Raw genomic sequence first — 18,817 nt, forward strand, 5'->3', positions numbered from 1 at the left:
TTCGCCGTGCCGTTTTTATTTAAGTTGGCTGATATGCAGGATAATCAAACGCAACCCGACACCACCTTTACGCTCAACCATCTCTCCTTTCGCGTACCCGGGCGCACCCTGCTGCATCCGCTCTCTTTGACGTTTCCCGCAGGTAAAGTCACTGGCCTGATTGGTCACAACGGTTCCGGTAAGTCCACGCTGCTCAAGATGCTGGGACGACATCAGCCGCCGTCAGAAGGCGACATCCTGCTGGATGACCAACCGCTGGAGAGCTGGAGCAGTAAAGCCTTTGCCCGCAAAGTGGCCTATCTGCCGCAGCAGCTGCCGCAGGCGGAGGGGATGACGGTGCGAGAGCTGGTGGCGATTGGGCGTTATCCGTGGCATGGCGCGCTTGGGCGCTTTGGCGTGGCCGACAGAGAGAAAGTGGAAGAGGCGATTGCGCTGGTCGGGCTTAAGCCGCTGGCGCACCGTCTGGTGGATAGCCTGTCCGGCGGTGAACGCCAGCGCGCGTGGATTGCAATGCTGGTGGCCCAGGACAGCCGCTGCCTGCTCCTCGACGAACCCACCTCCGCACTTGATATCGCCCATCAGGTCGATGTTCTGGCGCTGGTGCACCGCTTGAGCCAGCAGCGCGGTCTGACGGTGATTGCGGTGCTGCATGATATCAACATGGCGGCACGCTACTGCGATTACCTTGTTGCGCTGCGCGGCGGCGAAATGATTGCGCAGGGAACGCCGTCCGAGCTGATGCGCAGCGAAACGCTGGAACAGATTTATGGTATTCCGATGGGTATTCTGCCTCACCCGGCCGGGGCTGCACCGGTGAGCTTCGTGTACTGATGCTGGACAACATGCGCATTAGCCGCCGTCGCCTGCTGACGGCGATGGCCCTCTCACCGCTGCTGTTAAAAATGAATACGGCGCGTGCCGCCGCCGTCGATCCGCACCGCATAGTGGCGCTGGAGTGGTTGCCGGTCGAGCTGATGATGGCGCTCGGCGTTACGCCCTACGGCGTCGCGGACATTCCCAACTATAACCTCTGGGTGAACGAGCCGAAGCTGCCGGACTCGGTGATCGACGTCGGCCTGCGTACGGAGCCAAACCTCGAGCTGCTCACCCAGATGAAACCCTCGTTCCTGTTCTGGTCCGCGGGCTACGGTCCGTCAGAAGAGGTGATGGCGCGCATTGCGCCCGGGCGCGGATTCGCTTTCAGCGACGGTAAAAAACCGCTGGCCGTAGCGAAAAATTCGATTGGCGAGATGGCGCATTTCCTTAACCGGAAAGCGGAGGCCAAACGGCATCTCGACGAATTTGATGCCCTGATCGACTCCCTGAAGCCGCGTTTTGCTCACCGGGGCGATCGTCCGCTGCTGATGGTGACGCTGCTGGATGCCCGCCATATGCTGGTCTTTGGTAAAAACTGCCTGTTCCAGGAGGTGCTGGACAGCTTCGGCATTCGCAACGCCTGGGAAGGGGAGATGACGTTCTGGGGCAGTACCGCTGTGGGTATCGATCGCCTCGCGGCGTTTCGCGATGTGGATGTGCTGTGCTTCGATCACGGCAACGAGCGCGACATGCAAACCCTGATGGCGACCCCGCTCTGGCAGGCGATGCCGTTTGTGCGCGAGCGGCGCTTCCAGCGCGCTCCGGCGGTCTGGTTCTACGGCGCGACGCTGTCGGCGATGCATTTTGCCCGCGTGCTGGATAACGCCCTGGGAGGTAAAGCATGAGTACGCGTATTGCCCGTTTCCCGGCGCTTCTGCTGATGCTGATTTTTCTTGCCGCGCTGGCGTTAACCGGGTTCAACCTCTCTGCCGCGTTACCGCGCGCGCAATGGGGAGCCGCGCTGGCCTCGCCGGATATCGACAATATTCAGCAGATGCTGTTCCACTACAGCCTGCTGCCGCGTCTGGCAATCTCTCTTTTAGTCGGTGCCGGTTTAGGACTGGTGGGCGTGCTGTTCCAGCAGGTGTTACGTAACCCGCTGGCGGAGCCAACCACGCTCGGCGTCGCGACCGGCGCACAGCTTGGGATCACTATCACCACGCTGTGGGCGCTGCCGGGAGCGTTAACCTCGCAGTTTGCGGCACTCGCGGGGGCGTGCGTAGTGGGCGCACTGGTCTTTGGCGTGGCCTGGGGCAAACGCCTTTCCCCTGTGACGCTCATTCTGGCCGGGCTGGTGGTGAGCCTCTACTGTGGCGCCATTAACCAGCTGCTGGTGCTTTTCCACCACGATCGGCTGCAAAGCATGTTCCTGTGGAGTACCGGCACGCTCACCCAGACCGACTGGAGCGTTGTGCTGCGCCTGTGGCCGCAGCTGGCTGGCGGTGTCGTGCTGACGCTGCTGCTCCTGCGTCCCCTGACGCTGATGGGACTGGATGATGGCGTGGCGCGTAACCTGGGGCTGGCGCTGTCGCTGGCTCGCCTGGCGGCGCTGACGCTGGCGATTGTATTGAGCGCCCTGCTGGTGAATGCGGTTGGCATCATCGGGTTTATCGGCCTGTTTGCGCCGCTGCTGGCGAAAATGCTTGGGGCGCGCCGTTTGCTGGCGCGTCTGCTGCTGGCCTCGCTGATTGGGGCGTTGATCCTCTGGCTTTCCGATCAGCTTATTCTCTGGCTGGCGCGGGTGTGGCGGGAAGTCTCTACCGGCTCGGTCACGGCGCTTATCGGTGCGCCGCTGCTGCTTTGGCTGCTGCCGCGTCTGCGCAGTATGAGCGCGCCGGCGATGGATGCGGGCGATAAAGTCCATGCTGAACGTCAGTCGGTACTGTGGTTTAGCCTTGCCGGGCTGGCGGTGCTGGTTATCGCCTCGTTCGCGGCGCTCTCATTCGGTCGCGATGCCGCGGGCTGGCACTGGGCAACGGGCGATTTACTCAACGACCTGCTGCAGTGGCGCTGGCCGCGTATCTTTGCTGCGCTGATCGCAGGGGTAATGCTGGCGGTGGCGGGGTGCATTATTCAGCGTCTGACCGGCAACCCGATGGCGAGCCCGGAAGTGCTTGGGATCAGCTCTGGCGCCGCCTTTGGCGTGGTGCTGATGCTGTTCTTTGTGCCGGGCAATGCGTTTGGCTGGCTGATGCCTGCCGGCAGTCTCGGTGCGGCCGTTACGCTGCTGATTATCCTGATTGCCGCCGGTCGCGGCGGGTTTTCACCGCACCGCATGCTGCTGGCGGGGATGGCGCTCAGCACCGCGTTCACCATGCTGCTGATGATGCTGCAGGCAAGCGGCGACCCGCGTATGGCGAAGATCCTGACCTGGATATCCGGCTCAACGTACGGCGCGACCGGCAGCCAGGCGATCGGGTCCGGGCTCGTGATGGTCGTGCTGCTGGCGATGGTGCCGCTGTGCCGACGCTGGCTGACTATTCTGCCGCTCGGCGGTGAAACCGCACGTGCGGTTGGAATGGCGCTGACGCCAGCGCGTGTAGCGCTGCTGCTGCTCGCCGCGTGCCTGACGGCGACGGCCACCATGACGATTGGCCCGCTGAGTTTTGTGGGGTTAATGGCGCCGCATATCGCCAGAATGATGGGGTTCCGCCGGACGATGCCGCATATCGTCATGTCGGCCCTCACGGGTGGGGTGATGCTGGTGTTTGCAGACTGGTGCGGAAGAATGGTGCTGTTCCCGTATCAGATCCCGGCGGGGCTGCTGTCGACCTTTATTGGTGCGCCGTATTTTATTTATCTGTTGAGAAAGCAGAGTCGGTAATCAGGTGCGGCTTGATGCCCTCTCCCACGGGGAGAGGGAGAACACCGTATGCCGGGTAAGCGTTAGCACCACCCGGCAATGCCCTTAGAGCTTCGCAAACACCTTACGCGCCGCGTCAATGGTGTTATTGATATCTTCTTCGCTGTGCGCCACGGACATAAAGCCCGCCTCGAATGCGGACGGTGCCAGGTACACGCCTTCTTCCAGCATCAGGTGGAAGAAGCGCTTGAAGCGTTCAACGTCGCACTTCACCACGTCCTGATAGCGGGTCACGGTTTTCGCCTCGGTGAAGAAAATCCCGAACATCCCGCCTACGTGGTTAACCACCAGCGGAATGCCGGCCTCTTCTGCCGCTTCCAGCAGGCCGTTTGCCAGCTGCGTGGTCCGGTCGGTCAGGGTTTCGTGAATACCTGGCTGAGCCACTTCGGTCAGGCAGGCAAAGCCCGCCGCCATGGCGATAGGGTTACCGGAGAGCGTGCCCGCCTGGTAAACCGGGCCGGTTGGTGCCAGCGCTTCCATGACGTCCTTACGACCACCGAACGCGCCGACCGGCATGCCGCCGCCGATGATTTTACCCAGACAGGTGAGGTCCGGCTCCACGCCGTAATAAGACTGGGCGCCCGCCAGCGCCACGCGGAAGCCGGTCATCACTTCGTCGATGATCAGCAGCGCGCCGAACTCATCGCACAGGGCGCGCAGGCCCGGCAGGAAGTCAGGCTGCGGTGGGATACAGTTCATGTTGCCCGCAACTGGCTCAACGATGATGCAGGCGATCTCCTGCGGATACTGCTCGAACGCCGCGCGAACGGTGTTCAGATCGTTATAGGTGCAGGTCAGGGTATGCTTCGCGAAATCCGCAGGTACGCCAGGCGAGTTTGGCTGGCCGAGGGTCAGCGCGCCGGAACCGGCTTTCACCAGCAGGCAGTCCGCGTGGCCGTGGTAGCAGCCTTCGAACTTGATGATTTTATCGCGGCCGGTAAAACCGCGCGCCAGGCGGATGGCGCTCATGGTGGCTTCGGTACCGGAGTTCACCATGCGCACCATGTCCATGGTCGGAACCAGCTCGGTGACCAGTTCCGCCATCTTCACTTCCATTTCGGTAGGCGCACCGAAGCTCAGGCCGCGCTGAGCGGCTTCAATCACGGCGTTACGAATGGCCGGGTGGTTGTGCCCCAGCACCATCGGTCCCCAGGAGCCGACATAATCGATATAGGCTTTGCCATCGACATCATACAGATACGCGCCGTCAGCACGTTCGATAAACAGCGGCGTGCCGCCCACGCCGGTAAAGGCGCGCACAGGTGAGTTCACGCCACCCGGAATAAGCTCGCGGGCTGCACTGTAGAGGTTTTCAGACTTGCTCATGGCGTCGTTCCTGGTTCGTATAAAATGATTAAGCCCACTATTCTAAGTGATTCGGGGAAGGTTATGAAATTTTTAGCCTGGTAATGCTTTAAGATTTGTTAAGTAATTTTCAGGAGACGGTGGGGCAGTCTCTGGTAAAATCCACGCGGCTTTTGTATGACGAATAAGTACAGGACATGAAATCAGATTCTCCGTCTTTTGAAGAACAACAGTTTACGCGCGCCCAGCATCGAATCAGTATTCGACGGCTGCTCAATCGCGATAAAACGCCGCTGGCGATCCTGCTGGCCGCTGCCGTGGTGGGAACGCTCGCCGGTCTGGTGGGCGTGGCGTTTGAAAAAGCGGTTAATGCCGTGCTCAACTGGCGAGTGGGAACCGTGGCCGGTTTCGCCGACAGCCGATGGCTGGTCTGGGTTGCGGCGTTCGGGCTGTCGGCGCTGTTTGCCATGGTGGGGTATTTTCTGGTGCGTAAATTTGCGCCGGAGGCGGGCGGGTCCGGCATCCCGGAAATTGAAGGGGCGCTGGAGGAGCTGCGTCCTGTGCGCTGGTGGCGAGTCATTCCGGTGAAATTTATCGGCGGCATGGGTACGCTGGGCGCGGGGATGGTTCTTGGCCGGGAAGGACCCACGGTTCAGCTGGGCGGGAACGTCGGCCGCATGGTGGGCGATCTGTTTCGGATGCGCAGCGCCGAAGCGCGCCATACGCTGCTGGCAACCGGTGCGGCGGCGGGGCTATCGGCGGCCTTTAACGCGCCGCTGGCGGGCATTTTGTTTATCATCGAAGAGATGCGCGCGCAGTTTCGCTACAACCTGATCTCCATTAAAGCGGTGTTTACCGGCGTCATTATGTCGAGCATTGTGTTTCGCCTCTTTAATGGCGAAGGGGCGGTCATTGAGGTGGGTAAACTGACCAACGCGCCGGTTAACACCCTGTGGCTTTACCTGATCCTCGGCATGATTTTTGGCGTGGTGGGACCGCTGTTTAACACCTTTATCCTGCGCGCTCAGGATATGTTCCAGCGTATTCACGGTGGGAATACGACTAAATGGGTGCTGATGGGCGGCCTGCTTGGCGGAATCTGTGGCGTGCTCGGGTTTATCGAGCCGAATGCCGCGGGCGGCGGCTTCGGGCTGATCCCCATTGCGGCGGCGGGGAACTTCAGCGTGGGTCTGCTGCTGTTTATGTTTATCTCCCGCGTCATCACCACGGTATTGTGTTTTTCCTCCGGCGCGCCCGGCGGGATATTCGCCCCGATGCTGGCGCTGGGAACCTTGTTGGGCACCGCGTTTGGTATGGCGGCTGAAGCGGGCTTTCCCGCCTATCACCTTGATGCAGGGACCTTTGCGGTAGCCGGAATGGGGGCGCTGCTGGCCGCCTCCCTGCGCGCGCCGTTGACCGGGATCGTGCTGGTGCTGGAGATGACGGACAATTACCAGCTCATTTTGCCAATGATCATTACCTGTCTCGGGGCGACACTATTAGCCCAGTTCCTGGGTGGAAAACCGCTATACTCCACCATCCTCGCGCGTACCCTGGCAAAACAAGAGGCGGAGCGGGCCGCCGCGCAGAATACTTGAATGAATTACCAGGGTATTAGATAATGACGAAAAGAATTGGGTGAATTTTACCCAATAGCAGTATTCATGGGAGCATAAGATGAGTGATGACGTAGCTGTGCCGCTGGAATTTACCGAAGCAGCAGCCAACAAAGTGAAAACCCTGATTGCCGACGAAGACAATCCGGATCTGAAACTGCGTGTCTATATTACCGGTGGCGGCTGCAGCGGCTTCCAGTACGGTTTTACTTTTGACGATCAGGTTAACGATGGCGATATGACCATTGAGAAACAGGGCGTCGCGCTGGTGGTTGACCCGATGAGCCTGCAGTATCTGGTAGGTGGTTCTGTCGACTACACCGAAGGTCTGGAAGGTTCACGCTTTGTGGTGACCAACCCGAATGCAACAAGCACCTGCGGGTGTGGGTCTTCGTTCAGCATTTAAGCCTGAATGCGGATTGTAGGCCCGGTAAGCCAAGCGCCACCGGGCTTATAAACGACGCCTATCTTGAAGTTTCATCCAGCGCAAACGTCGGCAGCTTCAGGTGCCAGCGTATCGCCGCTAAACGTATCGCCAGCGTCACGATCATCCCGAGCATCGCGGCGTTTTCCAGCGGAATGGCAAAGGTGTAATACGCGGTCGCGTGGACAATGCCGCCCGCAATACAGGCCGTTGCGTAAATTTCAGTACGCAGGATCATCGGCACCTCACGTGCCAGAATGTCGCGAATGATCCCGCCGCCCACGCCGGTTAATACGCCCATGCAGATCGCCACCATCGGACCGGTGCCCGCATTAAACGCCTTATTGACGCCAATACCGACAAACACGGCCAGACCGACGGCATCCAGTACCGGCAATATCCATTTTGGTAATCGGCGGGGCTGGCGAACCAGCACAATGGTTAACAGACAGGTGACCATCGCGACCACCAGGTCGGTCGGATCTTTCACCCAAAACACCGGGCCATTGGCCAGCGCCATATCGCGGATTGTCCCGCCGCCCACGGCGGTCACCACGCCCAGCACCAGCACGCCAAACGGATCCATGCGTAGTTTTCCGGCGAGCAGGACGCCGGAGATAGCAAAAACGGCTGTGCCAAGAATATCCAGCCAATAAACGAGCATCGTTAAATCCTCGAAAAGGGTCTTATGTTAGTGACTCTCTGCCAGCGCGGCACAGAGCTGTTTTGCGGCGAGGATAATACGCGGGCTGGCGCGTTCAAACCAGTCGCTGTTGAGGGGTATTACCGGTATTTTTAGCTGCTTTTGCCAGAATTGCTCGATTTTGGGAATTTCGCTCGCATTTCCGACCACCACGATGGCCTGTGGCTGGCGCGCCAGAACCTGCTCACGGCTTACCTGAGGCCACGGTACCCGGCTGGCTGCAAAGATGTTTTCACCGCCACAGACTTCCAGTACCTGATTCTGAATCGACCCTTTACCGGTGGTGAACAGCGGCTGGCTGCCAAACTGCAGGAAGATGCGCTTTTTAACAGGGGTATCGTATCGGGATTTCAGCGCGGCATAGTCGCTGAGCAGCTGTTTCGCTGCAGCCTCGGCTTTTTTGGGCGTAGGGCTATAGGGTGCCAGGGCCTGTAGCGCCTGAGCGACCTGCTCAATGCTGACGGCATCAATCCACATGACCTTGATGCCAAGGGAGGTAAGCTGGTTAACCTGCCGCTCGGCGTTGCCGCCGCGCCAGGCCAGCACGAGATCCGGTTTCAGCGCCACGATGCGCTCAAGGTTCATCCCTTGCCAGGTCGCCACCTGTTCAATGCCCGCAGCCTGTGGGGGATAATCCGAAAAGCTGCTCACGCCAACGGGCGTGATCCCGGCGGCAAACGCCAGTTCGGTATTGGCGGGAGAGAGGGTAATCACACGCGGCGCGGCAAAAAGCCACGCCGGTGCGAGCAGAAGCAGGGCGGCCAGCGCCCTGAGGGGATGTTTAGCCACGTGCCAGGTTCTGCACCAGGCGTTCCACCATCACGGTGGACTGTTTTGCTGCAACGGTCAGGAACTCGTCGAAGCTGATGTGGGACTGCTGATCTGCCACGTCAGAGATGGCGCGAACCACTACAAACGGTACGTTGAAATTATGGCAAACGTGCGCGATCGCGGTCGCTTCCATCTCAACGGCCACCGCCTGAGGGAAGTTATGACGGATTTTCGCCAGACCGACGGAGCCGTTGATGAACGCATCACCGCTGACAATCAGACCTCGTACCGCGTTGAGGTTGAGCTCCGCAATGCAGGTCTCTGCCGCCGCAATCAGTTTGTCGTCCGCTTTAAACCCTGCCGGGCAGCCCGGAAGCTGGCCGTACTCGTAGCCGAACGCGGTGACGTCCGCATCGTGATAGCGCGCTTCGTCGGAAACAACGATGTCACCCACTTTCAGCGTCGGCGCCAGGCCGCCCGCAGAGCCGGTATTCACGATCACGTCCGGCTTGCAGCGCTCAAGCAGCAGGGTGGCACCCAGCGCCGCAGCGACTTTACCGATGCCTGATTTCAGCAGAGCCACGTCAACACCGTTTAGCTGACCGGTATAGATCTCACAACCCCCCAGAGAGAGGGTCTGACGGTTCTCAATTTTGTCACGCAGGAGCGTAACTTCTTCTTCCATTGCACCAATAATGCCGATTTTCATAGATTTACTCGCGATGTGCCTTGTTAAGATGCATAGTCTATCATGCGGTTAAGGGGAAACGCATTCTCACGCGGGGGAGCACATGTCACCAATCGATTTTCGCACCAAAATTAACTGGCACCGACGTTTCCGTTCGCCGCAGGGCGACAAGAGCGAACATGAGATCCTGCGTATCTTCGAAAGCGATCGCGGGCGGATCATTAACTCGCCCGCCATCCGCCGTCTGCAGCAAAAGACCCAGGTCTTTCCGCTGGAGCGTAACGCCGCGGTGCGCACGCGCTTAACCCACTCCATGGAGGTGCAGCAGGTCGGGCGCTACATCGCCAAAGAGATTTTAAGTCGTCTCAAAGAGCAGCGCTTACTGGAAACCTATGGTCTGGACGAGCTGACGGGGCCTTTTGAGAGCATCGTTGAGATGGCCTGCCTGATGCATGACATCGGCAACCCGCCTTTCGGTCACTTTGGAGAGGCGGCTATCAATGACTGGTTTAAGCAACGGCTTTACCCTTCGGATGCGGTAAGCCAGCCGCTGAGCGACGACCGCTGCATCGTACGCGATTTACGCCTGCGTGAAGGTGAAGAGGGGCTGAACGATCTGCGCCGCAAGGTGCGCCAGGACCTCTGTCACTTTGAGGGTAACGCGCAGGGGATCCGGCTGGTGCATTCCCTGATGCGTATGAACCTGACCTGGGCGCAGGTCGGCTGCATTCTTAAATATACGCGCCCCGCGTGGTGGATGGGGGAGACGCCCGCGTCCCACAGTTATTTAATGAAAAAACCGGGCTATTACCTTTCCGAAGAGGCTTATATTGAACGGTTACGTAAAGAACTTTCATTGACGCCAAACGGCCGTTTTCCATTGACCTGGATTATGGAAGCCGCCGATGATATTTCCTATTGCGTGGCCGATCTGGAAGACGCCGTTGAGAAAAGAATCTTCAGCGTCGAGGAGCTTTATCAGCATCTTTATACGGCCTGGGGCACCCATGAAAAAGGCTCGCTGTTTGCGCAGGTTGTCGAAAATGCCTGGGAAAAATCGCGCTCAAATACATTAAGCCGCAGTACGGAAGACCAGTTCTTTATGTATTTGCGGGTCAATACATTAAATAAGCTGGTGCCGTACGCGGCGTCACGCTTTATTGATAATTTGCCGCTGATTTTCAGCGGGGAATTCAACCACGCCCTGCTGGAAGATGACAGCAGTTTCAGCCAGCTCCTCGAGCTTTATAAACATGTGGCGATGCGGCATGTATTCAGCCATCCGGATGTCGAACAGTTAGAGCTGCAGGGATATAGGGTGATCAGTGGGTTATTGGAAATTTATGCTCCGCTGCTCCAACTGTCGGTCGACGAATTCAGCGAGCTGGTAGAACACGAGCGCGTGCGCCGTATTCCCATTGAATCACGACTTTATCAAAAACTTTCTACCCGACACCGTCTGGCGTATGTCGAAGCGATTGGCAAGCTGGATCGCCAGTCACCGCAGTGGCCGGTGATGGAATATTATTACCGCTGCCGTCTTATCCAGGACTATATCAGCGGCATGACGGATTTGTATGCCTGGGATGAATATCGCAAGCTGATGGCGGTGGAATAACCCGGAGTTTTGTAAAGACGGCCAATAAATTTTTACCTTTTCCATAAACTTATCGCCGGAACTAAGCGGTATAAAACGAATCTGAGTTACACAGCAATTTTGCGTTACCTGTAAATCGAGATTGAGAAACATGAAAAAAACCACATTAGCAATGAGTGCACTGGCTCTGAGTTTAGGTTTAGCGCTGTCTCCTCTGACTGCTACTGCAGCCGAGACCGCGTCGTCGGCAGCAACCGCGCAGCAGATGCCAAGCCTGGCACCGATGCTCGAAAAAGTGATGCCATCGGTGGTGAGTATTAACGTTGAGGGTAGCACGACCGTCAATACGCCGCGCATGCCGCGTAACTTCCAGCAGTTCTTCGGCGACAACTCGCCGTTCTGCCAGGACGGTTCGCCATTCCAGAGCTCTCCGTTCTGTCAGGGCGGTGGCGCAGGGGATGACAGCCAGGGCGGCGGCCAGCAACAGAAATTCATGGCGCTTGGCTCGGGGGTAATCATTGATGCAGCGAAAGGCTATGTCGTCACCAACAACCACGTTGTTGATAACGCGAGCAGCATTAAGGTTCAGCTGAGCGATGGCCGTAAGTTTGACGCCAAAGTGGTCGGCAAAGACCCGCGCTCCGACATCGCGCTGATCCAGATTCAGGATCCGAAAAACCTGACGGCGATTAAAATTGCCGACTCCGACGCGCTGCGCGTGGGTGACTACACCGTGGCGATCGGTAACCCGTTCGGTCTGGGTGAAACCGTGACCTCGGGTATCGTCTCTGCACTGGGCCGCAGCGGCCTCAATGCCGAAAACTATGAAAACTTCATCCAGACGGATGCAGCGATCAACCGCGGTAACTCCGGCGGCGCGCTGGTGAACCTGAACGGCGAGCTGATCGGTATCAACACCGCGATCCTGGCACCGGACGGCGGCAACATCGGGATCGGCTTTGCTATCCCAAGTAACATGGTGAAAAACCTGACCGCGCAGATGGTGCAGTATGGCCAGGTGAAACGCGGTGAGCTGGGTATCCTGGGTACGGAACTGAACTCCGAACTGGCTAAGGCAATGAAAGTTGACGCCCAGCGCGGGGCATTCGTCAGCCAGGTGATGCCGAACTCCTCTGCGGCGAAAGCGGGCATTAAAGCGGGGGATGTGATCACCTCCCTGAATGGTAAACCGATCAGCAGCTTTGCTGCCCTGCGTGCGGAAGTCGGCTCTATGCCTATCGGCAGCAAAGTGACCCTTGGTCTGCTGCGCGACGGCAAGGCGGTTAACGTCAGCCTGGAGCTGCAGCAGAGCAGCCAGAATCAGGTGGACTCCAGCACCATCTTCAGCGGTATTGAAGGTGCCGAGATGAGCAACAAAGGCGCAGATAAAGGCGTAGTGGTGAATAACGTGAAGGCGAATTCACCGGCAGCCCGTATCGGCCTGAAAAAAGGCGATGTGATCATGGGCGCTAACCAGCAGCCGGTGAAAAACATCGCTGAACTGCGTAAGATCCTCGACAGCAAACCTTCCGTGCTGGCGCTGAATATCCAGCGTGGTGACACCTCTATTTACCTGCTGATGCAGTAATCCTCTGAAGCCCCTGTTCGCAGGGGCTTTTCTCGTTTCTGTGACCTTTCACACAAGTCCACACTTCTTCCTCTCTCTTTGTGCATCTGCACAATGCGGGCGTCGCTGAACTTCCCTATGCTTGAGCTCTGCTCACGGGAGGGTTCTATGGCTGGCTGGCATCTTGATACCAAAATGGCGCAGGATATTGTGGCGCGCACCATGCGCATCATTGATACCAATATCAACGTAATGGATGCCCGCGGGCGCATTATTGGCAGTGGCGATCGCGAGCGTATTGGGGAATTGCACGAAGGCGCGCTGCTGGTGCTCTCCCAGGGGCGCGTGGTTGATATAGACGATGCGGTAGCGAAACACCTGCACGGCGTCCGTCAGGGCATCAATTTACCGCTGCGCCTTGAAGGTGAGATTGTGGGGGTAATCGGCCTCACCGGCGAGCCTGAGTCACTGCGAAAATATGGCGAGCTGGTCTGCATGACGGCGGAGATGATGCTCGAGCAGTCGCGGCTGATGCACCTGCTGGCTCAGGACAGCCGCCTGCGCGAAGAGCTGGTGATGAACCTTATTCAGGCAGAGGAGCATACGCCTGCGCTCAGTGAATGGGCCCAGCGTCTGGGGATCGATCTGAATCAGCCGCGCGTGGTGGCGGTCATTGAGGTCGACAGCGGCCAGCTGGGCGTAGACAGCGCGATGGCCGAGCTGCAGCAGCTGCAAAATGCACTGGCGACGCCGGAGCGCGATAACCTGGTGGCGATCGTTTCTCTGACGGAGATGGTGGTGCTCAAACCGGCGCTCAATGCGTTTGGCCGCTGGGATGCGGACGATCATCGCCGTCGCGTGGAGCAGTTAATTTCCCGTATGAAAGAGAATGGTCAGCTGCGTTTTCGCGTTGCGCTGGGCAACTACTTTACCGGTCCGGGCAGTATCGCCCGCTCTTGGCGAACCGCGCGCACCACCATGATGGTGGGCAAGCAGCGAATGCCGGAGAGCCGCAGCTATTTTTATCAGGACCTGATGCTGCCGGTGCTGCTCGACAGCCTGCGCGGTGGCTGGCAGGCCAATGAGCTGGCGCGGCCACTGGCGCGCCTGAAAGCCATGGACAATAACGGCCTGCTGCGCCGGACCCTGCAGGCGTGGTTCCGTCATAACGTGCAGCCGCTGGCGACGTCAAAAGCGCTGTTTATCCACCGCAATACCCTGGAGTATCGGTTAAACCGAATTTCAGAGCTGACGGGGCTGGATCTGGGAAATTTCGACGACAGGCTGCTGCTGTATGTGGCGCTGCAGTTGGATGAACAGAGATGATGCTGTTTGCCGGGTGGCGGCTTCGCCTTACCCGGCCTACAAGCGTTCGTAGGCCCGGTAAGCGAAGCGCCACCGGGCAATAAAACGGCTTATTTGTTGCGGGTTAACTTCTCAAGATCCGCTTCAATCTCGCTGATCTTATTGGTAACAACGCTTTCAAGGTGACGCAGATCGTCAAGGATCTTGCGCTTGAGATCGACTTCGGTGCGGTCGCGCTGGCAGATCTGATCGAGTTCATCGATCACATAGCGCAGGTTAGGGCTGATTTCCTGTACTTCTTTGTATCCCTGTCCTACACCGTCAGCAACAACGGTCTTACGCTGGCGTGGGTATTTAAACTTCACGCTTTTGGCGAAAAACTCTCCTTTGTCCTTGTGAAAATAGATTTTCAAAATATCGTTATTGGCTTCCTGGCGGAGGCTGTAACGATCAATTTCATCAGGATTGGTAATGCCCAGACTTTTCAGATTATCGTACATAGCGGTACCCTTGATCTCAACATAACCTTTGAATAATTAACGAAAAAATCTATTTTCGCCACCCTCAGATATAAAAAAAGCGGGGTTGCCCCCGCTTTTTGTTATACCCGATTAATCGATGGTGCGCAGCAATTCGTTGATGCCCACTTTACCGCGCGTTTTCGCATCCACTTTCTTCACGATAACCGCACAGTACAGGCTGTATTTGCCATCTTTGGACGGCAGGTTGCCGGAAACCACCACGGAGCCCGCCGGAACGCGACCGTAATGCACTTCGCCGGTTTCACGATCGTAAATACGGGTGCTCTGGCCGATGTAAACGCCCATGGAGATCACGGAACCTTCTTCCACGATCACGCCTTCCACCACTTCTGAACGCGCGCCGATGAAGCAGTTATCTTCGATGATGGTTGGGTTAGCCTGCAGTGGTTCCAGAACACCGCCGATGCCCACGCCGCCGGACAGGTGAACGTTTTTACCGATCTGTGCGCAGGAACCAACCGTTGCCCACGTATCCACCATGGTGCCTTCATCAACGTAGGCACCGATGTTCACGTAGGATGGCATCAGCACGGTGTTGCGTGCGATGAAGGCACCCTGACGCACCGCCGCAGGCGGCACCACGCGGAAACCTTCTTTCTGGAAACGCGCTTCGTCGTAGTCAGCGAACTTCATTGGCACTTTATCGAAGTAGCGGCTTTCTGCTCCGTCGATAACCTGGTTATCGTTGATGCGGAAAGAGAGCAGCACGGCTTTCTTCAGCCATTGATGAGTGACCCACTGACCGTCGATTTTTTCTGCCACGCGCAGTGCGCCGGAATCCAGCAGGGAAATCACCTGGTTTACCGCTTCACGGGTCACGGTATCCACATTTGCCGGGGTAATCTCGGCGCGACGCTCAAAAGCGGACTCAATAACGTTCTGTAACTGCTGCATTGTTTACTCTTTCCATTTCACTAAAAAACATATCACCCTTTATCGTTTGGATTGAGGGCTGCTGTCAACCGTTGTTGCACTTCAAGCTGCAGGTCATTATTAAGGGCACGCCGGTCGGCGGTGGCGATTATAAATAAATCTTCTACTCGCTCGCCAATCGTTGTAATTCGGGCCCCATGAAGCGAAATTCCCAGATCGGCAAAAACCTGGCCGACGCGGGCGAGCAGCCCTGGCTGGTCGAGCGCGATCAGCTCCAGGAACGATTTACGATCGGTGTGGGTCGGCAGGAAATTGACCTCGGTATCCACGGTAAAGTGGCGCAATTTTGCCGGCTGGCGACGCGGCTGCGGGGGCTGCCAGCTGCGCTGGGTAATCGCCTGCTCCAGACCAAAACGTATCCCTTCATGCCTGTCCGACGACAGCGGGCTGCCGTCCGGCTCCAGCACGATAAAGGTGTCCATGGCCATGCCGTCGCGGGTGGTGAAAATCTGCGCGTCATGCACGCTCAGGTTACGTCTGTCCAGCTCGGCACAGACGGCAGCAAACAGATAAGGCCGGTCCGGGCTCCAGATGAAAATCTCCGTTCCGCCGCGCGTGGTCTGCGGGCTTAGCAGGATCATCGGCTGGGACAGATCGTGCTTGAGCAGATGCCGCGCGTGCCACGCCAGCTGGTTTGGGCTGTGGCGGACAAAATAGTTGGCGCGGCAGCGGGCCCAAATCTGATGTAGCGCCTCTTCATCAATGTTATCCATCCGCAGCAGCGCCAGCGCCTGAAGCTGGTGGTGACGCACGCGCTCGCGCATGTCCGGCGTGTTCTGCATCCCGCGACGCAGCTGTTTTTCGGTGGCAAAGTACAGCTCGCGCAGCAGGCTCTGCTTCCAGCTGTTCCACAGGGTTTCGTTGGTGGCGCAAATATCCGCCACCGTCAGGCAGACCAGATAGCGCAGGCGGTTTTCCGTCTGAACTTCTTCCGCGAACTGCTTAATGACTTCCGGGTCCTGAATGTCCCGACGCTGCGCGGTGACCGACATCAGCAGGTGATGGCGCACCAGCCAGGCGACCAGCTGCGTTTCGCGCGAATTGAGACCGTGCAGTTCGGCAAATTTCAGCACGTCCTGCGCGCCGAGCACCGAGTGATCGCCGCCGCGGCCCTTGGCGATGTCGTGGAACAGGGCGGCAATCAGGATCAGTTCCGGATGGGTCAGGCGCGGCCACAGCTCGACGCACAGCGGGTGGCGGGAGCGCGTCTCTTCTTTGGCAAAGCTCTCCAGCTTGAGCATCACGCGGATGGTGTGTTCATCCACCGTGTAGGCGTGGAACAGGTCGAACTGCATCTGCCCAACGATGTGCGACCACTGCGGCATATAGGCCCACAGCACGCTGTGGCGGTGCATCGGCAGCAGCCCGCGGCTGACGGCACCCGGATGGCGGAGCATGCTCAGGAACAGCGAGCGCGCTTCCGGGATGTAACACAAAGGCTGCGTCAGATGGCGGCGCGCGTGGCGCAGATGGCGCAGGGTGGTGGAGTAGATCCCGGTGATGGTGCTGTTGCGCACCATGGTGTAGAACATCCGCAGGATCGCTTCCGGCTCGCGGATAAACAGCGTTTCGTCGCGCAGATCGATAAGCGTACCGCGCAGCTGGAATTCGTCATCAATCGGGCGCGGCTTTTCGTCCGCCGTCAGGGCCAGAATGGCCTCGTCGAACAGCTGCAACAGCATCTGGTTCAGCTCGGTCACCCGGCGGGTGACGCGGAAGAAATCCTTCATCATCTGCTCAACCGGCTCGTTACCTTCGCCCTGGTAATTCAGGCGCTGCGCCACGCTGAGCTGGCGGTCAAACAGCAGACGGTTATCGTAGCGGGTGACCTCCAGATGCAGGGCAAAGCGGATGCGCCACAGCAGGTGCAGACACTCGTTGAGCTCGTTACGCTCGGCCTCGGTCAGGAAGCCAAAGCCGACCATCTCGTCCATCGAGGTGGCGCCAAAGTGACGACGGGCGACCCACTGTAACGTGTGGATGTCGCGCAGGCCGCCGGGGCTGCTTTTAATGTCAGGCTCAAGGTTATAGCTGGTGCCGTGGTAGCGCTGGTGGCGCTGGTTTTGCTCCTCGACCTTCGCGGCGAAGAACTTTTCTGACGGCCAGAAGCCGTCGCTGAAGATATGTTTTTGCAGCTCCAGGAACAGCGCGACGTCGCCAATCAGCAGACGGGTTTCAATCAGGTTGGTGGCAACGGTTAGGTCCGATAGCCCTTCCAGCAGACACTCTTCCAGGGTGCGAACGCTGTGGCCGACTTCCAGCTTCACGTCCCAGAGCAGGGTCAGAAGCTCGCCGATTTTTTGCGCCTGTTCGTCCGGCAGCTTTTTGCGGCTTAGGATCAGGAGATCGATATCGGAAAGCGGATGCAGCTCACCGCGGCCATAGCCCCCGACGGCAACCAGCGCGATGTCGCTAACCTGCCCGAAACCGTAGTCGATCCATAGACGCTGCAGGAGCTGGTCGATAAACTCGGTGCGCGCCTCAATGAGCTGCTCGGCAGATACGCCTGCATCGAACGCGCTACCCAGCCAGCGATGGAAAACATCCATATGGGATTTAATATGCGCGCAGGTCAGCTCGTGCGGCGGCCAGACGCCCGGGTTATCGGGCTGGTCGGGGAGGGTGGGAAGGGCTGTGTTAGCATACTGTTCGGGTAAAAGATTACTCATCGTGCGCCACCCATAAGAAAAAGCTATCGCCATTAAAAAAGCCGGCATTTGCCGGCTTCTTATCACTCAATGTTCGTCAGTATCGCCGGGATGGTGTCATCCTTGCGCAACGTCATAATTTCGCAGCCGTTGTCTGTTACCACAATAGTATGCTCGTACTGGGCAGACAAGCTTCTGTCTTTGGTTTTCACCGTCCAGCCGTCTTTCATGGTGCGGATGCGGTAGTCACCGGCGTTGACCATTGGCTCGATGGTGAAGGTCATGCCCTTTTGCAGCACGACGCCGCCGTCGTCTGCATCGTAGTGCAGAACCTGCGGCTCTTCATGGAAGACGCGGCCAATACCGTGACCGCAGTATTCGCGCACCACGGAGAACCCTTCCGCTTCCACAAATTTCTGAATTGCGGCGCCGATAGTACGCAGGCGAATACCCGGCTTCACCATTTTCAGCGCCAGGTAGAGGCTGTCCTGGGTGACTTTGCACAGGCGCTCGCCCAGGATGGTCGGCTTGCCAACGATGAACATTTTTGAGGTGTCACCGTGGTACTCGTCTTTAATGACGGTCACGTCGATGTTGACGATATCGCCGTCTTTCAGCAGTTTTTCATCGTCAGGAATGCCGTGGCACACCACTTCATTAATTGAGATGCAGACGGATTTTGGGAAACCGTGGTAGCCGAGGCAGGCGGAAACCGCGTGCTGCTCGTTCACGATATAGTCGTTACAGATGCGGTCCAGTTCACCCGTGCTGACGCCCGGCTTCACGAACGGCTCGATCATTTCCAGCACTTCCGCGGCCAGACGACCGGCGACGCGCATCTTTTCAATTTCTTCAGGTGTCTTAATAGAGATAGCCATGTAATCTGTCCATCGGTGTCGATTTTTTCGACAATACTAGTCTAAGTGTCGTCAATGGTATCAGTCAGGCACGCTCCGTGCCAAATTGAGAATCATTAACA

At 58.0% G+C, this 18,817-nt stretch carries 16 protein-coding genes; 8 read left to right on the forward strand and 8 right to left on the reverse strand.

All coding sequences use genetic code 11. The features are described 5' to 3' along the window. Positions 1-33 precede the first annotated feature (33 nt). From fhuC to fhuB, 3 genes are read left to right on the forward strand one after another with little or no spacing between them, the layout of a single operon-like run. Positions 34-831, forward strand: coding sequence for a Fe3+-hydroxamate ABC transporter ATP-binding protein FhuC (fhuC, locus tag HMPREF3143_RS10140; protein WP_008501928.1), 798 nt, complete (start codon positions 34-36; stop codon positions 829-831). Then, complete coding sequence (gene fhuD, locus HMPREF3143_RS10145; RefSeq protein WP_063417722.1) at positions 831-1,721, forward strand: Fe(3+)-hydroxamate ABC transporter substrate-binding protein FhuD; 891 nt, start codon at positions 831-833, stop codon at positions 1,719-1,721. Before fhuC ends, fhuD begins: the two co-directional genes overlap by 1 nt. After that, a complete protein-coding gene (gene fhuB / locus HMPREF3143_RS10150) occupies positions 1,718-3,700 on the forward strand; it encodes a Fe(3+)-hydroxamate ABC transporter permease FhuB (RefSeq protein ID WP_070532959.1) in 1,983 nt (660 codons plus the stop codon). The genes fhuD and fhuB overlap by 4 nt, the downstream gene beginning before the upstream one ends. Before the next feature lie 84 nt (positions 3,701-3,784). Here the strand turns inward: fhuB and hemL are convergent, their stop codons facing one another. Next, positions 3,785-5,065: a glutamate-1-semialdehyde 2,1-aminomutase gene (gene hemL, locus HMPREF3143_RS10155; RefSeq protein WP_008501925.1), complete on the reverse strand. Its 1,281-nt coding sequence runs from the start codon at positions 5,063-5,065 to the stop codon at positions 3,785-3,787. Between the two features lie 176 nt (positions 5,066-5,241). Here hemL and clcA point away from each other — a divergent pair, with 176 nt between their 5' ends. Both clcA and erpA read left to right on the forward strand, forming a co-directional pair. Further along, positions 5,242-6,642 (forward strand): H(+)/Cl(-) exchange transporter ClcA, encoded by a 1,401-nt coding sequence (gene clcA, locus HMPREF3143_RS10160; RefSeq protein WP_021240492.1) that lies wholly within the window; start codon positions 5,242-5,244, stop codon positions 6,640-6,642. A 79-nt stretch (positions 6,643-6,721) separates the two neighbouring features. Beyond that, positions 6,722-7,066 (forward strand): iron-sulfur cluster insertion protein ErpA, encoded by a 345-nt coding sequence (erpA, locus tag HMPREF3143_RS10165; protein ID WP_008501923.1) that lies wholly within the window; start codon positions 6,722-6,724, stop codon positions 7,064-7,066. Positions 7,067-7,124: 58 nt separating this feature from the next. Here the strand turns inward: erpA and HMPREF3143_RS10170 are convergent, their stop codons facing one another. The 3 genes from HMPREF3143_RS10170 to mtnN are packed head-to-tail and all read right to left on the reverse strand — an operon-like array spanning position 7,125 to position 9,267. After that, the gene (locus HMPREF3143_RS10170) at positions 7,125-7,748 is read right to left on the reverse strand and encodes a TRIC cation channel family protein (protein WP_008501922.1); all 624 of its coding nucleotides are present in this window, start codon (positions 7,746-7,748) and stop codon (positions 7,125-7,127) included. 27 nt (positions 7,749-7,775) lie between these two features. After that, positions 7,776-8,576 carry a vitamin B12 ABC transporter substrate-binding protein BtuF gene (gene btuF, locus HMPREF3143_RS10175; RefSeq protein ID WP_021240491.1) on the reverse strand — a complete coding sequence of 267 codons (801 nt, stop codon included), beginning with the start codon at positions 8,574-8,576 and terminating at the stop codon, positions 7,776-7,778. Further along, on the reverse strand, positions 8,569-9,267 hold the full coding sequence (gene mtnN / locus HMPREF3143_RS10180; protein ID WP_008501920.1) for a 5'-methylthioadenosine/S-adenosylhomocysteine nucleosidase: 699 nt from the start codon (positions 9,265-9,267) through the stop codon (positions 8,569-8,571). The genes btuF and mtnN overlap by 8 nt, the downstream gene beginning before the upstream one ends. A gap of 82 nt (positions 9,268-9,349) precedes the next feature. Here mtnN and dgt point away from each other — a divergent pair, with 82 nt between their 5' ends. The 3 genes from dgt to cdaR all read left to right on the forward strand — a co-directional run bounded on the left by dgt (position 9,350) and on the right by cdaR (position 13,736). Next, positions 9,350-10,864, forward strand: a complete 1,515-nt coding sequence (dgt, locus tag HMPREF3143_RS10185; protein ID WP_008501919.1) for a dGTPase — start codon at positions 9,350-9,352, stop codon at positions 10,862-10,864. Between the two features lie 130 nt (positions 10,865-10,994). Continuing rightward, entirely contained in the window at positions 10,995-12,431 is a 1,437-nt protein-coding gene (gene degP / locus HMPREF3143_RS10190; protein ID WP_008501918.1) for a serine endoprotease DegP, read from the forward strand. A gap of 147 nt (positions 12,432-12,578) precedes the next feature. Further along, on the forward strand, positions 12,579-13,736 hold the full coding sequence (gene cdaR, locus HMPREF3143_RS10195) for a DNA-binding transcriptional regulator CdaR (protein ID WP_008501917.1): 1,158 nt from the start codon (positions 12,579-12,581) through the stop codon (positions 13,734-13,736). A gap of 89 nt (positions 13,737-13,825) precedes the next feature. Here cdaR and HMPREF3143_RS10200 read toward each other — a convergent pair whose 3' ends face one another. The 4 genes from HMPREF3143_RS10200 to map form a co-directional block, all read right to left on the reverse strand. Beyond that, the gene (locus tag HMPREF3143_RS10200; RefSeq protein WP_008501916.1) at positions 13,826-14,215 is read right to left on the reverse strand and encodes a DUF3461 family protein; all 390 of its coding nucleotides are present in this window, start codon (positions 14,213-14,215) and stop codon (positions 13,826-13,828) included. Positions 14,216-14,326: 111 nt separating this feature from the next. Then, positions 14,327-15,151 (reverse strand): 2,3,4,5-tetrahydropyridine-2,6-dicarboxylate N-succinyltransferase, encoded by an 825-nt coding sequence (gene dapD, locus HMPREF3143_RS10205; RefSeq protein WP_008501915.1) that lies wholly within the window; start codon positions 15,149-15,151, stop codon positions 14,327-14,329. Between the two features lie 32 nt (positions 15,152-15,183). Further along, positions 15,184-17,859 (reverse strand): bifunctional uridylyltransferase/uridylyl-removing protein GlnD, encoded by a 2,676-nt coding sequence (gene glnD / locus HMPREF3143_RS10210; RefSeq protein WP_070532979.1) that lies wholly within the window; start codon positions 17,857-17,859, stop codon positions 15,184-15,186. Positions 17,860-17,921: 62 nt separating this feature from the next. Then, positions 17,922-18,716: a type I methionyl aminopeptidase gene (gene map / locus HMPREF3143_RS10215; protein ID WP_008501913.1), complete on the reverse strand. Its 795-nt coding sequence runs from the start codon at positions 18,714-18,716 to the stop codon at positions 17,922-17,924. Between the last annotated feature and the right edge of the window lie 101 nt (positions 18,717-18,817).

The sequence above is a fragment of the Enterobacter sp. HMSC16D10 genome (assembly GCF_001807145.1).
In the GTDB taxonomy this organism is placed as follows: Bacteria; Pseudomonadota; Gammaproteobacteria; order Enterobacterales; family Enterobacteriaceae; genus Enterobacter; species Enterobacter roggenkampii.

Excerpts from the sequence above, each read along its gene's own strand:
- fhuC (WP_008501928.1), top strand. The coding sequence starts at position 34 with ATGCAGGATAATCAAACGCAACCCGACACCACCTTTACGCTCAACCAT.
- fhuD (WP_063417722.1), top strand. The coding sequence starts at position 831 with ATGCTGGACAACATGCGCATTAGCCGCCGTCGCCTGCTGACGGCGATG.
- fhuB (WP_070532959.1), top strand. The coding sequence starts at position 1,718 with ATGAGTACGCGTATTGCCCGTTTCCCGGCGCTTCTGCTGATGCTGATT.
- hemL (WP_008501925.1), bottom strand. The coding sequence starts at position 5,065 with ATGAGCAAGTCTGAAAACCTCTACAGTGCAGCCCGCGAGCTTATTCCG.
- clcA (WP_021240492.1), top strand. The coding sequence starts at position 5,242 with ATGAAATCAGATTCTCCGTCTTTTGAAGAACAACAGTTTACGCGCGCC.
- erpA (WP_008501923.1), top strand. The coding sequence starts at position 6,722 with ATGAGTGATGACGTAGCTGTGCCGCTGGAATTTACCGAAGCAGCAGCC.
- HMPREF3143_RS10170 (WP_008501922.1), bottom strand. The coding sequence starts at position 7,748 with ATGCTCGTTTATTGGCTGGATATTCTTGGCACAGCCGTTTTTGCTATC.
- mtnN (WP_008501920.1), bottom strand. The coding sequence starts at position 9,267 with ATGAAAATCGGCATTATTGGTGCAATGGAAGAAGAAGTTACGCTCCTG.
- dgt (WP_008501919.1), top strand. The coding sequence starts at position 9,350 with ATGTCACCAATCGATTTTCGCACCAAAATTAACTGGCACCGACGTTTC.
- degP (WP_008501918.1), top strand. The coding sequence starts at position 10,995 with ATGAAAAAAACCACATTAGCAATGAGTGCACTGGCTCTGAGTTTAGGT.
- cdaR (WP_008501917.1), top strand. The coding sequence starts at position 12,579 with ATGGCTGGCTGGCATCTTGATACCAAAATGGCGCAGGATATTGTGGCG.
- HMPREF3143_RS10200 (WP_008501916.1), bottom strand. The coding sequence starts at position 14,215 with ATGTACGATAATCTGAAAAGTCTGGGCATTACCAATCCTGATGAAATT.
- dapD (WP_008501915.1), bottom strand. The coding sequence starts at position 15,151 with ATGCAGCAGTTACAGAACGTTATTGAGTCCGCTTTTGAGCGTCGCGCC.
- glnD (WP_070532979.1), bottom strand. The coding sequence starts at position 17,859 with ATGAGTAATCTTTTACCCGAACAGTATGCTAACACAGCCCTTCCCACC.
- map (WP_008501913.1), bottom strand. The coding sequence starts at position 18,716 with ATGGCTATCTCTATTAAGACACCTGAAGAAATTGAAAAGATGCGCGTC.